This is a genomic window from Burkholderia sp. THE68 (genome assembly GCF_009938265.1).
In the GTDB taxonomy this organism is placed as follows: domain Bacteria; phylum Pseudomonadota; class Gammaproteobacteria; order Burkholderiales; family Burkholderiaceae; genus Caballeronia.
On record NZ_AP022315.1, the window covers coordinates 31,689 to 46,400 of the forward strand.

At 63.6% G+C, this 14,712-nt stretch carries 14 protein-coding genes; 9 read left to right on the top strand and 5 right to left on the bottom strand.

The genetic code is table 11. The annotated features are described in order from the left end of the window. The first annotated feature begins 37 nt into the window (after positions 1–37). The 4 genes from queE (at position 38) to BTHE68_RS00160 (ending at position 2,758) form a co-directional block, all read left to right on the top strand. Positions 38–670, top strand: coding sequence for a 7-carboxy-7-deazaguanine synthase (gene queE / locus BTHE68_RS00145; RefSeq protein ID WP_162064620.1), 633 nt, complete (start codon positions 38–40; stop codon positions 668–670). Positions 671–690: 20 nt separating this feature from the next. Then, complete coding sequence (gene queD / locus BTHE68_RS00150; RefSeq protein WP_162064621.1) at positions 691–1,137, top strand: 6-carboxytetrahydropterin synthase QueD; 447 nt, start codon at positions 691–693, stop codon at positions 1,135–1,137. Between the two features lie 161 nt (positions 1,138–1,298). Next, positions 1,299–2,081, top strand: a complete 783-nt coding sequence (locus BTHE68_RS00155) for an HpcH/HpaI aldolase family protein (RefSeq protein WP_061174234.1) — start codon at positions 1,299–1,301, stop codon at positions 2,079–2,081. After that, positions 2,078–2,758, top strand: coding sequence for a tetratricopeptide repeat protein (locus tag BTHE68_RS00160; RefSeq protein WP_162064622.1), 681 nt, complete (start codon positions 2,078–2,080; stop codon positions 2,756–2,758). The genes BTHE68_RS00155 and BTHE68_RS00160 overlap by 4 nt, the downstream gene beginning before the upstream one ends. A gap of 68 nt (positions 2,759–2,826) precedes the next feature. On the opposite strand, the gene rodA is transcribed toward BTHE68_RS00160, so the two are convergent. The 5 genes from rodA to BTHE68_RS00185 all read right to left on the bottom strand — a co-directional run bounded on the left by rodA (position 2,827) and on the right by BTHE68_RS00185 (position 9,231). Further along, entirely contained in the window at positions 2,827–3,975 is a 1,149-nt protein-coding gene (rodA, locus tag BTHE68_RS00165; protein ID WP_162066723.1) for a rod shape-determining protein RodA, read from the bottom strand. Between the two features lie 24 nt (positions 3,976–3,999). Beyond that, on the bottom strand, positions 4,000–6,273 hold the full coding sequence (mrdA, locus tag BTHE68_RS00170; RefSeq protein WP_162064623.1) for a penicillin-binding protein 2: 2,274 nt from the start codon (positions 6,271–6,273) through the stop codon (positions 4,000–4,002). A gap of 82 nt (positions 6,274–6,355) precedes the next feature. After that, entirely contained in the window at positions 6,356–6,868 is a 513-nt protein-coding gene (gene mreD / locus BTHE68_RS00175; protein ID WP_061174237.1) for a rod shape-determining protein MreD, read from the bottom strand. Further along, positions 6,865–7,989 carry a rod shape-determining protein MreC gene (gene mreC, locus BTHE68_RS00180; RefSeq protein ID WP_162064624.1) on the bottom strand — a complete coding sequence of 375 codons (1,125 nt, stop codon included), beginning with the start codon at positions 7,987–7,989 and terminating at the stop codon, positions 6,865–6,867. Before mreC ends, mreD begins: the two co-directional genes overlap by 4 nt. 198 nt (positions 7,990–8,187) lie before the next feature. Then, the gene (locus BTHE68_RS00185) at positions 8,188–9,231 is read right to left on the bottom strand and encodes a rod shape-determining protein (RefSeq protein WP_004189550.1); all 1,044 of its coding nucleotides are present in this window, start codon (positions 9,229–9,231) and stop codon (positions 8,188–8,190) included. A gap of 376 nt (positions 9,232–9,607) precedes the next feature. On the opposite strand from BTHE68_RS00185, the gene gatC reads away from it, so the two are divergent. The 5 genes from gatC to BTHE68_RS00210 all read left to right on the top strand — a co-directional run bounded on the left by gatC (position 9,608) and on the right by BTHE68_RS00210 (position 14,670). After that, a complete protein-coding gene (gatC, locus tag BTHE68_RS00190) occupies positions 9,608–9,907 on the top strand; it encodes an Asp-tRNA(Asn)/Glu-tRNA(Gln) amidotransferase subunit GatC (RefSeq protein WP_035509719.1) in 300 nt (99 codons plus the stop codon). A gap of 61 nt (positions 9,908–9,968) precedes the next feature. Then, positions 9,969–11,465, top strand: a complete 1,497-nt coding sequence (gene gatA / locus BTHE68_RS00195) for an Asp-tRNA(Asn)/Glu-tRNA(Gln) amidotransferase subunit GatA (RefSeq protein ID WP_162064625.1) — start codon at positions 9,969–9,971, stop codon at positions 11,463–11,465. A 2-nt stretch (positions 11,466–11,467) separates the two neighbouring features. Beyond that, positions 11,468–12,937 (top strand): Asp-tRNA(Asn)/Glu-tRNA(Gln) amidotransferase subunit GatB, encoded by a 1,470-nt coding sequence (gatB, locus tag BTHE68_RS00200; RefSeq protein ID WP_174257970.1) that lies wholly within the window; start codon positions 11,468–11,470, stop codon positions 12,935–12,937. 81 nt (positions 12,938–13,018) lie between these two features. After that, positions 13,019–13,858 (top strand): PPK2 family polyphosphate kinase, encoded by an 840-nt coding sequence (locus tag BTHE68_RS00205; protein WP_162064627.1) that lies wholly within the window; start codon positions 13,019–13,021, stop codon positions 13,856–13,858. Positions 13,859–13,887: 29 nt separating this feature from the next. Beyond that, the gene (locus BTHE68_RS00210) at positions 13,888–14,670 is read left to right on the top strand and encodes an exodeoxyribonuclease III (RefSeq protein WP_162064628.1); all 783 of its coding nucleotides are present in this window, start codon (positions 13,888–13,890) and stop codon (positions 14,668–14,670) included. The last annotated feature ends 42 nt before the right edge of the window (positions 14,671–14,712 follow it).

Sequence of the window (14,712 nt, forward strand, 5' to 3'; positions counted from 1 at the left end):
TTTTCACGACGGGTTTTACGAGGCATACAGAGCAGTCATGACGTACGCGGTAAAGGAAATCTTCTACACGTTGCAGGGCGAAGGCGCCAATGCCGGGCGCCCGGCCGTGTTTTGCCGCTTCGCGGGCTGCAATCTGTGGTCGGGGCGCGAGGAAGATCGCGCGGACGCGGTCTGCCAGTTCTGCGACACGGATTTCGTCGGCACGGATGGCGAGAACGGCGGCAAGTACAGAACGCCGGCGGAACTCGTCGCGAAGATCGCATCGCTGTGGCCGGAAGGCGCGGCGCACCGGTTCGTCGTCTGTACGGGCGGCGAGCCGATGCTGCAGATCGACCAGCCGTTCGTCGATGCGCTGCACGACGCGGGCTTCGAAATGGCGATCGAGACCAACGGCTCGCTGCCGGTGCTCGAGAGCATCGACTGGATTTGCGTGAGCCCGAAGGCCGACGCGCCGCTCGTCGTGACGAAGGGCAATGAACTGAAGGTCGTGGTGCCGCAGGACAACCAGCGTCTCGCGGAATACGAGAAACTCGATTTCGAGTACTTTCTCGTGCAGCCGATGGACGGCCCGTCGCGCGACATCAACACGAAGCTGGCGATCGACTGGTGCAAGCGCCATCCGAAGTGGCGCCTGTCGATGCAGACGCACAAATACCTGAACATTCCCTGAATATAAGACGGTCAGCCGACGTGCAGACGATTACCCGAAAACTCGAATTCGATGCGGGCCACCGCATCCCCGATCACCGCAGCCAGTGCCGCAATTTGCATGGCCATCGCTACGTGCTCGAAATCACGCTGCAAGGCGACCTCGTCGACGTGGAAGGCGCGCCCGACCGCGGCATGGTGATGGACTTCGCCGACGTGAAAGCGCTCGCCATGGAGCATCTCGTCAACAAGTGGGACCACGCGTTCATCGTCTATGAAGGCGATGTCAAAGTGCGCGAATTCCTCCAGACGCTGTCGGATCACAAGACCGTCGTGCTGGATCGCATTCCGACCGTGGAGAACCTCGCGGCCGTCGCGTTCAACATTCTCGCGAACGTCTACGACGCGCACTACGGCGTCAATCTCAAGCTCAAACGCGTGCGTTTGTACGAAACGCCGAACTGCTGGGCCGACGTCGAGCGCAGCTGAGGCACGCCCGGCGCGTGCGCTTCTGGCACGGTATGATCGTCCGATGAGTCGCCCGCCACCGAGGCGACGAGACACGGAGCGCGCATGCCGTCACTTCTTCCGTCGTTGTTCCTGCCGCGACCGCGTGCGGTCATCCTTCGACCCAACGAAGGGACCGCGCGATGAGCACATTCACCAATCCCCTCAAGCAGCGCCTCTCCGAAACGGGCACCCTGTTCGGCCTGTGGCTGTCGCTCGGCAGCGCCGATGCCGCCGAAGCGCTCGCCCACGCGGGCTTCGACTGGCTGTGCATCGACATGGAGCACTCGCCGAACGATAGCGCCGATGTCGTCGCGCAGTTGCGCGCGATCGCGGCCGCGCATCTGCCGAGCGAGCCGATCGTGCGCGTGCCGGCCAACGAAGGCTGGCTCGTGAAGCGCGCACTCGATGCCGGCGCGCGCACGCTGATGTTCCCGAACGTGCAGTCGGCGGAAGAGGCGGCACGCATCGTCCGGCTCACGCAGTATCCGACCACGGCGGCGCTGGATGGCTTGCGCGGCGTCGCCGGCGCGGTGCGCGCGGCGGCATACGGTATGCGTCGCGACTACATGGCGGGCGCGAATGCGCAGATCGCGACGATCGTGCAGATCGAATCGGTGGCGGCGCTCGAAGCCGTCGACGAAATCGCCGCGACGCCGGGCATCGACTGCCTGTTCATCGGCCCAGCGGATCTCGCGGCGAGCCTTGGTCATCTCGGCGACGGCAAGCATCCCGACGTGCAGGCGGCGATCACGAAAATCGTCGATGCGGCGAATCGCGCGGGCATCGCGAGCGGCATCTTCGCGCTCGATGCCGCGAGCGCGCGGCAGTACGCGCAGGCGGGCATCAAGCTCGTCGCGATCGGCGCGGATGTGATGTGGCTCTTGAAGGCGACGCGTCAGGCGTTGCAGGAGGCGAGATCATGAAAACCGCGATAGCGTCGGTCGTCGCAGCGGTGAGTCTGTCGATAACGGCGGGCGCGGCCCACGCCGACAACGCGCCCAAGCCGACCGATATCGCGACGCAGAATGCCGTCGCCGACTACAACGCGGGCAATCTCGTCGCGGCGCGTTCGGAGTTTCGCCGGGCGGCGCAGCGCGGCAGCCGGCTCGCCGAATTCAACTACGCGATGATGCTGCTCAATGGCGAAGGCGGCGCGGCGGACGTGCCGGAAGGCAAGAAGTGGCTGCGCCGCGCCGCCGACGCCAACATGACGCACGCGCAATACGTGTACGGCAAGATGTACGACGACGGCCAGTTCGTCGAGAAAGATCCGGCGGAGGCGCATCGCTGGTTCCTGCGCGCGGCGAACCAGGGTCACGTGCAGGCCGAACTGGCGCTCGCGAACCAGTTTCTCGACGGACGCGGCACCGCGCGCGACAACGTGCAGGCGTTCGCCTGGTACAAGAAGGCGGCGGAAGGCGGCGACATGACCGCGCAATACGTCGCGGGTTCGTTTTACGAGCGCGGCGGCGATGGCGTCGAGCGCAATCTGAATGTGGCGCGCGCGTATTACGCGGCGGCGGCCGCGCAGGGCGATCCGGCGGCCAAGCTCAAATATCTGCAACTGAGCGCCGAACTCGAGCAGCAAAAGCCGCAGTGAAGCGCGCCGGCAAACAAAAAAGCCGCGGACGAATCCACGGCTTTTGGCTTTGACGCAAGCGACCATCGCTAACTCTGCATCAACCTCTTTTGCCGCGCGACGCTCATGATCAGCCCGGCCGCGACGCCGAGCGTCGTCAGCGCGGTGCCGCCGTAGCTCATGAACGGCAGCGGCACGCCGACCACGGGCAGAATCCCGCTCACCATGCCGATGTTGACGAACGCGTAAGTAAAGAACGCGAGCGTGAGCGATCCGGCCAGTAATCGCCCGAAGAAGGTCGCGCCGTTCGCCGCGATATACAGCCCGCGCGCAATCAGCGCCATGTAGAGGAAAAGCAGCACGAGTCCGCCCGCGAGACCGAACTCCTCGGCATAGACGGCGAAGATGAAGTCGGTGTGCTTTTCGGGGATGAATTCGAGGTGCGCCTGCGTGCCCTTCAGCCAGCCTTTGCCGAGCGTGCCGCCGGAGCCGATCGCGATCACCGCCTGAATCGTGTGGAAGCCTTTGCCGAGCGGATCGGAAGTCGGGTCGAGCAGCGTGCAGATGCGGTGCTTCTGGTAGTCATGCATCATCGGCCAGACGACATCCGGCTGACAGATCCTGTCCTGGAATACCGCGATACTCGCCACCGCGATGACCGCCGCCACGAGCACCGGCAGGATCAGCCTGAAACTCAATCCGGCGAAATAAATGACGAACATGCCCGCCGCGAACACGAGCACCGCGGTGCCCAGGTCAGGCTGCTTCGCGATCAAGCCCACCGGCAGCAGCAGAATCAGAAAGCCGACGATGTAATCCCACCAGCGGATATTGCTTTCGCGCTTCTGGTAGTACCACGCGAGCATCAGCGGCATCGCGATCTTCATGATTTCCGACGGCTGGATCACCACGCCGACGTTGAGCCAGCGTTTCGCGCCCTTGCGGGTCAGCCCGAACGCAGCGACGGCGATCAATAACGCGACGCCGACCGTATAGAGCGGCACCGCGAAGCGCATCAGCATTTGCGGCGGGATGTTGGCGAGCACCCACATCAGGCCGAAGGTCAGCATGATGTTGCGAAGCTGGTCCTCGACGCGCCCGGGCATGTCGAGACTCGCGCTGTACAGCGTCACGATGCCGACGCACAGCAGCAGGAACACGATGAGCGCGAGCGGTTTGTCGAAGCCCGCGAACATGCGCTTGGCGCGGTCGAGCAGTTCGCGCTTGTCGAATTGCATGTGCAGTTGCATGGCGGTTTTCCTTTACTCGTCGATGCCGCCGGACGGCGCGAGAACGCGCACGCCGTCGTTTTCGTTGCCGCGCACCATGGTGGGCGTCGGCTCGGCGGGGCGCTTTTTCGGCGCGGGCGTGCGGCCCGGCGTCGACGCGGGAAGCGCGGCGGCGGGCGGCGTGGACGCGGCGCGCGGCGTCGAGGCTTTCGGGGCGGAAGCCGCAAGCGGTGGCGCGGTAACGGCCTTCGCGACATTCGGATTCGACGCCGCCTGCGGCGAAAACGCCGGCGACGAATTCGCGACCGACGCGGGCAACGCGACGGCTGCGGGCGATTGCGTGCCGCCGATCATCGGCAGGCCGGTATCTTCCGTGGCCGATGCCGCCGCGGCAACCGCGGCAGCTTGCGCGCCCGGCTTCATGCGGTCGATCAGATAGTAGTCGAGCACCTTGCGCGCGATCGGCCCGGCGGACTCCGCGCCCCAGCCGCCGTTTTCGACGATCAACGCGAGCGCGATCTTCGGCTGCTCGGCAGGCGCGAACGCGATGAACAGCGCGTGATCGCGCAGATGTTCGGCGAGCGCGTGTCCCTTGTAGTTCGCGCCCTGCAACGAATAGACCTGCGCCGTGCCGGTCTTGCCCGCCGCCAGATACGGCGCGCCCGCAAACACCTTCGCCGCCGTACCGTTGGTGACGACGCCTTCCATCGCGCGCTTGATGAAATCCACGTCCTTCTGCTGCACGGGGATCTTGTCGCTCGGATCGCGCACGACGGCGCGCGTCGCCTTCGAGATCGGATTTTCGATATCGCGCACGAGGTGCGGCTTCATCACGACGCCATTGTTCGCGAGCGTCGCGGTGGCGTGCGCGAGCTGCAAGATCGTGAACGAGTTATAGCCCTGACCGATGCCGAGACTGATCGTTTCGCCTTCGTACCAGCGCTGCTGCTCGGGCTTGCGGTACGCCTTGCGCTTCCATTCGGTCGACGGGAGAATGCCGCGCGCCTCGCCTGCGATATCGATGCCGGTGATCTGGCCGAAGCCCCACGGCTTCATGAAGCCGGCCATCGCGTTGACGCCGAGATCGCGCGCGAGCATGTAGAAGTACGTGTCGTTCGACACGACGATCGCGCGGTTCATGTCGACCCAGCCCTGGCCCGAGCGCACGTCGTTGCGGAACGTGTGGCCGCCGAACGTGAAGTAGCCCGGATCCTGAAAGCCCCAGCCCGGCGTGCGCTTGTGCAGTGTCAGCGCCGCGAGCGCCATGAACGGCTTGTACGTCGAGCCCGGCGGATACGTGCCGTGCAGCGGACGATTCAGGAGCGGGTGATCCGGCGAATTGTTGAGCGCGTCCCAGGTTTGCTGATCGATGCCGTCGACGAACGAATTCGGGTCGAAGCTCGGCGCGGAGACGAACGCGAGCACGTCGCCGGTGGAAGGCTCGATCGCGACGAGCGCGCCGCGCTTGCCCGCGAACGCCTGCTCCGCGACCTGCTGCAAGCCGATATCCAGCGACAACTGAAGATTGTTGCCCGGCGTCGCCTGCGTGCGCGACATCGTCCGCACCGGACGGCCGCCCGCCGTGACTTCGACTTCCTCGAAACCGGTCAGACCGTGCAACTCGGTCTCGTAGCTCTGCTCGACACCGATCTTGCCGACGTAGTCCGTGCCCTTGTAGTTATTGGCGTCGAGGCGCGGATCGTAGTGATCCGAGCTTTCGTCATTGGCGTCGCTCGCGTCGTCGATGCGCTCCTGATCGCGCTGCGAAATCCGCCCGATGTAGCCGATCACATGCGCCGCGGTCGTGCCGAGCGGATACTGGCGGAACAGGCGCGCCCGCACTTCGACGCCCGGAAAGCGAAAGCGCTGCGCCGTGAACTTCGCCACTTCCTCATCGGTGAGCCGCGTGCGGATCGGCAGGCTTTCGAAATTCTTCGAATCTTCGAGCAGCTTCTTGAAACGCCGGCGGTCACGCGCGTCGATAGGAATGACCTGCGAGAGTTCGTCGATGGTTTCGTCGAGCGTGCCGTTGATCTTCGAACGCGTGATTTCGAGCGTATAGGCGGAGTAGTTCTTCGCCAGCACGACGCCGTTGCGGTCGGTGATGATGCCGCGATTCGGCACGATCGGCGCAACGGAAATGCGGTTTTCGTTCGCCTGCAGCGAGTATTTGCTGAAGTGCCAGACCTGCAGATACAGAAAGCGCAAGCCGATCAGCCCGAAGCAGACGAACACGAACAGTCCCGCCGCCGCGACGCGCAGGCGGAACTTCGACAACTGTTGCTCGGTGTTCTTTATTTCGGTCATGCAGCTTTCGCGGTTTGCTCGCGATTCAAGTGTAGTTCGCGCGCGGCGGTTTATTCGGTGACCCGGCGCCGCGCGGTCGCGCTCAGATCGGGCGCGTGTCGTCCGGATCGGCGGCGCGGCGTTGCGGCATCAGCAAGAGGAAGCTTGCGATCGGCCAGAGCAGTGCTTCGACGAATCCGTTGACCAGATAGCTCCAGCCGGGAAACGCGGCGCCCGTCATCAGGCGGATGATGAACGGCACTAGATGCGCGCCCACCAGCAGCGGCGCGACGACGAACATCTGCACCGGCAGCGAGATCCACAGCACGCGGCGGTGGATGGTGATCGCGCCGTACGAAAGAAGCGTGTAAGCCAGCGCGTGCTCGCCGAGCAGATTCGCGTTATGGACGTCCATCAGAATGCCGAGCATGAACGCGATGCCCATGCCGACTTTGCGCGGTTGATGCACGTTCCAGAACAGCAGCACGAGCGCGACGAAATCCGGCACGCCGATGAGCCGTCCCCACGGCATCAGGTTCAGCAGAAACGCGGCGGCGAGACTGAACGTGATGAAGTACGGATTGACCGGCTGCAGGATGTATTGCGGACGGTTCATCGCGCGGCTCCCGAGGATGCGGGCTTAGGCGCATTCGCCTTCTTCGGCGGCTTTGCCGCCGCGCTCGATGCCGCCTTGGGTGCGGCTGCCTTCGCCGGCGCCTCGGCGGGCTTCGCCGCCGGTGCGGCCGTAGCCGGTGCGGACGCCGCCGCAGCCGCCGCAGCCGCCGATGCGCCGCTCGCGCCGGCGGCTACCGCCGCCTTGGGCGCGGTCTTCTTCTTGCCCTTGTTTTCCTTCGCTTCCTTGGCGGCCGCGGCCGCTTCGACTTCGATCGGATTGGGCGGCACGTTCAGGTTGTAGTGCAGCACGAGCAGCTGGCGCGCGCCACGCACCGCCGCGATCGGCACGCAGACGACGCGCGCGAACGCGGTGTCCGCCTGCTTGTCGACGCGCAGCACCTTCGCCACCGGCAATCCCGGCGGATAGATGCCGTCGAGGCCGCTCGTCACGAGTTCGTCGCCGGCTTGCACGTCGGCGCTGATCGGCACGAAGCGAAGGTCGAGCGTGTCGCCCTTCGGCGTGCCGTAGATCACGCTGCGCAAGCCGGTGCGCGCGATCTGCACGGGCACGGCCTGATCCTTGTCGGTGAGCAGCGTGACTTCCGATTGCAACGGAAACACGCGCGTCACCTGACCGATCACCCCATCTTCGGTAACGACCGGCGCGCCGTCCTGGATGTTTTGCTGCGAACCCTTGCCGATCACGACTTTCTGCGTGAACGGATCGCGCGTGTCGTATTGAATTTCGGCGGGCGTCTCTTCGGTGCTCGCACGCGATTGCAGATTGAGCAGCGCGCGCAGGTGTGCATTCTCGATGGCGAGCTGCGCCGCATCGCCTGCCTTCACGGAAAGCTCCAGGTTTTTGTCGGCGAGCTTCGCGTTTTCGCTGCGCAGCGTCGCGCTGGTCACGGCGAGATCCGCCGCGCCCATGAAGATGTCGCGCGGCACGAGCGCCGCGCGCTGCAACGGATAAAGCCCCGCGCCGAGCATGCCGCGAACGATTTCCAGCGTGTTGAAACGGGCGTCCGAGATCAGCAACGCGATGGCGAGCACCACGAAGAAAATCAGACGCGCGAGCGCGGAAGGGCCTTGCTTGAAAAGTGGCGGCGGACTGTATTCCATGGTCGGCGCCGAGGGCGTGAACGGATGGATCGATGCTGCAGGTTATCTCGCCGGCGGCGAGACCTGCCCTACGCTGTTCCGACAACGGCCCGGACAGAAGCCGGGCCGTGCGCGCGTCGCGTTACGCGGGTGCTTTGGCTGTCGCGTCGAAGACCATCACGCCCGGAGAAACAGGAGCGAAAGCCTTCAGCCGGGAAATCACTCGTACGAGAAGATGCTGCCGAGCTTGTCCATGCGCTCGAGCGCCATGCCAGAGCCGCGCACCACGCAGGTCAGCGGATCTTCGGCGACGAGCACCGGCAGGCCGGTTTCTTCCGCGAGCAGGCGGTCGAGGTCGCGCAGCAGCGCGCCGCCGCCCGTCAGCATCATGCCGCGCTCGGCGATGTCCGCGCCGAGTTCCGGCGGCGTCTGTTCCAGCGCGATCTTCACCGACGACACGATCTGGTTCAGCGGGTCCGTCAGCGCTTCGAGGATTTCATTGCTCGAAATAGTGAAGCTGCGCGGAATGCCTTCGGACAGATTGCGGCCCTTGACTTCCATTTCCTTCACTTCGGAGCCGGGGAAGGCCGAACCGATTTCCTTCTTGATGGCTTCGGCGGTCTGTTCGCCGATCAGCATGCCGTAGTTGCGGCGGATGTAGTTGACGATGGCCTCGTCGAACTTGTCGCCGCCGACGCGCACCGAGCCCTTGTACACGATGCCGCCCAGCGAGATGACGCCGACTTCCGTCGTGCCGCCGCCGATGTCGACGACCATCGAGCCCGTTGCTTCCGACACCGGCAGGCCCGCGCCGATCGCGGCGGCCATCGGCTCTTCGATCAGATAGACCTGCGACGCGCCCGCGCCGTGCGCCGCTTCCTTGATGGCGCGGCGCTCGACCTGCGTGGAACCGCACGGCACGCAGATGATGATGCGCGGCGACGGCGAGAACATGCGGGATTCGTGAGCGGTCTTGATGAACTGCTTGATCATCTGCTCGGTGACGGTGAAGTCGGCGATCACGCCGTCCTTCATCGGGCGGATCGCCTCGATGTTGCCCGGCACTTTACCGAGCATCTGCTTGGCTTCCTTGCCGACCGCCTGAATGGTCTTCTTGCCGTTGGGGCCGCCTTCCTGGCGAATGGAAACGACCGAAGGCTCGTCGAGGACGATGCCCTTGCCGCGCATGTAGATCAGCGTGTTGGCGGTACCGAGGTCAATAGCCAGGTCGTTGGAAAAATAGCTGCGCAAAAAACCGAACATTCAAAAATCCTGTCTCGCTGGGTGGCCGTTCGTCGCGAGGAGCGCCGGGGACGGCAGCGGAAAAAATAACGGATTGCCGGGGCGGCGAACGCTCGCCGTGAAGTGCAATTCCGGGAAGAAATCTACCGCAGAATGGAACGCCGAACGCAAACGTTTCTCGTAATTCACTGATTCAGGGAGAAAGCCGCTGACAAGCCGTTCCAGAGGTGAGTCGAACGTGTAATGATACCTTATAATTTGGGGGTATCTATAGGAAAAGGATGGCACTTTTGACCATCGCCAGACCTGCTTCCGTAAGCTCCTTTCGAGATCGTAACTTGCTGTCACAGCGAAGGTTTTCGAGATTGGGGCCGTCCACGCTTTCTCCGGTGATTCCATGTCTTTGACCCTGACCGACGTAAAACGCATCGCGCATCTGGCGCGGCTCGAATTGCCCGACCACGAAGCCGAACCCACGCTTGCGCGCCTCAACGACTTCTTCGGTCTCGTCGAGCAGATGCAGGCCGTCGACACGACCGGCATCGAACCGCTCGCACACCCGATCGAACAGATCGAGGAAGTCGCGCTTCGTCTGCGTGACGACGCTGTCTCAGAGCGCGTCGAGCGCGAAGAGTTCCAGCGATCCGCGCCTGCCGTGCAGGACGGGCTCTACCTCGTGCCGAAGGTGATCGAATAACGGTCGACTATCCAGCGACACCGCGCGCGGAAATGAAGACCGCGCTCATCAGGGAACTGCAATGCATCAAAAAAGCTTGACCGAACTGCGCGCCGCGCTCGACTCGAAGGAGATCTCCGCGGTCGAACTGGCGCAGTCGTATCTGCAACGCATCGAGGCCGCGAAGGCGCTGAATGCGTTCATCGGCATCGATCGCGAACTCACGCTCGAACAGGCGAAGGCCGCCGATGCCCTCATCGCGCAGGGCAACGCCGGCGCGCTCACCGGTCTGCCGGTCGCGCACAAGGACGTGTTCGTCACGCGCGGCTGGGCGTCCACAGCCGGTTCGCACATGCTCGAAAACTACGCGAGCCCGTTCGATGCGACCGTGGTCGACCGTCTGAAGCAAGCTGGCATGGTGTGCCTCGGCAAGACCAACATGGACGAGTTCGCGATGGGCTCGTCCAACGAGAATTCGTACTTCGGCGCGGTGAAGAATCCGTGGGACCTGAAGGCCGTGCCGGGTGGTTCGTCGGGCGGTTCGGCCGCCGCCGTGGCCGCGCGCCTCGCGCCCGCCGCGACCGGCACCGACACCGGCGGCTCGATCCGCCAGCCCGCGTCGTTCACCGGCATCACGGGCATCAAGCCGACTTACGGCCGCGTGTCGCGCTACGGGATGATCGCGTTCGCGTCGTCGCTGGACCAGGGCGGCCCGATGGCGCAAACCGCCGCCGACTGCGCGCTGCTGCTCAACGCGATGTCCGGCTTCGACGAGCGCGACTCGACCAGCCTGCAACGCGAGAACGAAGACTACACGCGCCATATCGGCAAAACGTGGAACGGCTCCGATGATGCAAGCCAGCCGTTGAAAGGTCTGCGTATCGGCATGCCGAAGGAGTACTTCGGCGCCGGTCTCGCGGACGACGTGCGCGCGTCCATCGACGCGGCATTGAAGCAATACGAAGCGCTCGGCGCGACGCTCGTCGAGGTGACGCTGCCGCAGACCGAGCTGTCGATTCCCGTGTACTACGTCATCGCGCCGGCGGAGGCTTCGTCGAATCTGTCGCGCTTCGATGGCGTGCGCTACGGGCATCGCGCGGCCGAGTACCGCGATCTGCTCGACATGTACAAGAAGTCGCGCGCGGAAGGCTTCGGGCCGGAAGTGAAGCGGCGGATTCTGGTTGGCACGTATGTGCTGTCGCACGGCTACTACGACGCGTACTACCTGCAGGCGCAGAAGATTCGCCGCATCATCGCGCGCGACTTTCAGGAAGCGTTCAAGCAGTGCGACGTCATCATGGGGCCGGTCGCGCCGACCGTCGCATGGAACCTCGGCGAGAAAGCCGACGATCCCGTGCAGATGTATCTCGCCGATATCTACACGCTGTCCGTGAGCCTCGCCGGTCTGCCCGGCATGAGCGTGCCGTGCGGCTTCGGCGCGGGCGCGAACGCGGATCGCCCGGTCGGACTGCAGATCGTCGGAAACTATTTCAACGAAGCCCGGATGCTCCAGGTCGCCGACGCGTTCCAGCGCGCGACCGACTGGCACCGCAAGGCACCATCGGCATCGGGAGTGTGAACATGCAGTGGGAAGTCGTCATCGGTCTGGAAACGCACGCGCAGCTTTCCACCGTCTCAAAGATCTTCTCGGGCGCGCCCACTCAGTTCGGCGCGAGCCCGAACTCGCAGGCGAGTCCCGTCGATCTCGCGCTGCCCGGCGTGCTGCCGGTGATGAACCGTGGCGCCGTCGAGCGCGCGATTCGCTTCGGCCTGTCGATCGGCGCGCATATCGCGCCGCGCAGCATCTTCGCGCGCAAGAACTACTTCTATCCGGATCTCCCGAAGGGCTATCAGATCAGCCAGTACGAGATTCCGGTCGTGCAGGGCGGTCAGATCACGATCCAGGTTCCGGCCAATGAAAAGGCGGGCAAGGAAGCGTATTCGAAGACCGTCAATCTGACGCGCGCGCATCTTGAAGAAGACGCGGGCAAGTCGCTGCACGAAGACTTCGCGGGCATGACGGGCATCGACCTGAATCGCGCGGGCACGCCGCTGCTCGAGATCGTCACGGAGCCGGAAATGCGCAGCGCGGCGGAAGCGGTCGCGTATGCGAAGGCCTTGCACGGGCTCGTCGTGTGGCTCGGCATCTGCGACGGCAACATGCAGGAAGGCTCGTTCCGTTGTGACGCGAACGTGTCGGTGCGGCCGGTCGGCCAGAAGGAATTCGGCACGCGCGCGGAAATCAAGAACCTGAACTCGTTCCGCTTTCTCGAAGAAGCGATTCAATACGAAGTGCGCCGTCAGATCGAGCTGATCGAGGACGGCGGCACCGTGGTTCAGGAAACGCGTCTCTACGATCCGGACAAGCGCGAAACGCGCTCGATGCGCAGCAAGGAAGACGCGCACGATTACCGCTATTTCCCGGACCCGGATTTGATGCCGCTCGTGATCGATGAAAGCTGGATCGCGCGCGTGAAGGGCGACCTGCCCGAATTGCCGGCGGACATGCAGAAGCGCTTTGTCGACACGTACGGTTTGACGGCGTATGACGCGGGCGTGCTGACGTCGTCGAAGGCGATGGCGTCGTACTTCGAAGCGCTCGTGCAGAAAGCGGGTGCGGCACAGGCGAAGACCGCCGCAAACTGGATCATGGGCGACGTCTCCGCGCAACTGAACCGCGAATCGCTCGATATCAGCGAATCGCCGGTGTCTGCCGCGCAACTCGCGCTGATCGTTCAGCGCATCGCCGACGGCACCATCTCCAACAAGATCGCGAAGGACATCTTCCAGACGATCTGGGAAGAAAAAGCGACGGACGAAGGCGCGGCGGATCGCATCATCGATGCGAAGGGCCTGAAGCAGATTTCCGACACCGGCGCGCTCGAAGCGATCATCGACGAAGTGCTCGCAGCGAATCAGAAATCAGTCGAAGAATTCCGCGCGGGCAAGGAGAAGGCGTTCAATGCGCTGATCGGCCAGGCGATGAAGGCGACCAAGGGCAAGGCGAATCCGCAGCAAGTGAACGAATTGTTGAAGAAAAAGTTATCCTGACAGCTTGTCCCCAACGGGATGAACGGGCTGCTGCCGGTTAAGCCTGGCAGCGGCCCGTTTTCATTGGACGACGGTAAAAAAATGGCAAAGAAACCCGAACTCGACGACTTTCGCGTGCCGTACTTCGACGCCGGCAAGAAGCTGAAGCCGTTCGACCTGAGCGCGATCGACCCGTCCGCGAAGCCGTTTTCCAGCGGCGCAAAGGAAGAGGACCGCGAGCGCCTCACGGCGATCGGCGTGCAGCTCGACGACCTGCAGGAGAAGCTCCACGCGCAGCGTCGCCAACGCGTGCTGCTGGTGCTGCAAGGCATGGACACGAGCGGCAAGGACGGCACCGTGCGCGCGGTTTTTCACGATGTCGACCCGCTCGGTCTGCGCATCGTGCCGTTTCGCGCGCCGTCGGAGCGCGAAGCCGCGCACGACTTTCTATGGCGCGTGCACGCGCAGGCGCCGCAGGCCGGTGAATTCGCGATCTTCAATCGCAGCCACTACGAAGACGTGCTCGTGCCGCGCGTGCTGAAGCAGATCGATGCCGATCAATGCGAGCGTCGCTATCGCCACATTCGCGAGTTCGAGTCGCTGCTTGCGGACAGTGGCACGACCATCGTCAAATGCTTTCTGCATATTTCGAAGGACGAGCAGCGCGAGCGGTTGCAGGCGCGTATCGACGATCCGACCAAGCACTGGAAGTTCGACGTTTCCGATCTCGAAGCGCGCAAGCAGTGGGACGACTATCAGGCTGCCTACGCGGACGCGCTCGGCACGACGTCGACGGAATACGCGCCGTGGTACATCATTCCGGGCAATTCGAAGACGCATCGCAACGTGATGGTCGCGGAACTGCTGTTGCGCACGATGCAGGACATGAAGCTCGAATTCCCGCCGGCCAAGGAATCGCTCAAGGGCGTGAAGGTCGACTAAACGAAATCGATAAAAAAGGAAGCAAGCGTATGTTTCGCGTGATTACCGCCAATCTCAACGGCATCCGTTCGGCCGCCAAGAAAGGTTTCTTCGACTGGTTCGGCGAGCAGAAATCCGACGTCGTCTGCGTGCAGGAGATCAAGTGCTCGCAAGATGACCTGACGCCGGAATTCCTCGCGCCGCACGGCTTTCAGGGCTATTTCCAGCACGCGGTGAAGAAGGGCTACAGCGGCGCGGGCCTCTACACGCGTCATGAGCCGGATGACGTGATCATCGGCTTCGGTTCGGAAGAGTTCGATCCGGAAGGGCGCTACGTGGAAGCGCGCTTCGGGAAACTTTCCGTGGTGTCGGTGTATGTGCCGTCGGGGTCGAGCGGCGACGAGCGTCAGCAGGCCAAGTACCGCTTCATGGACGAGTTCATGCCGCATCTCCACACGCTTTCGAAAGAGCGCGAGGTGATCCTGTGTGGCGACGTGAACATCGTGCACAAGGAAATCGACATCAAGAACTGGAAGAGCAACCAGAAGAACTCCGGCTGCCTGCCCGAGGAGCGCGAGTGGCTCACGAAGCTCTTCGACGACGTCGGCTATGTCGATGTGTTCCGCACGCTGGATCAACGTCCCGAGCAGTACACGTGGTGGAGCAATCGCGGTCAGGCGTATGCGAAGAACGTCGGGTGGCGGATCGATTATCAGATCGCGACGAAGGAAGTCGCGGCGACCGCGAAGAAGACGTCGATTTTCAGGGATATCAAGTTCAGCGACCACGCGCCGCTGACTATCGATTACGACTGGAAGATCGGCAAGAAGTAAGTGACTTATGAGGCGTGTCTCTGGGGCACGCCCGTCGCCGTG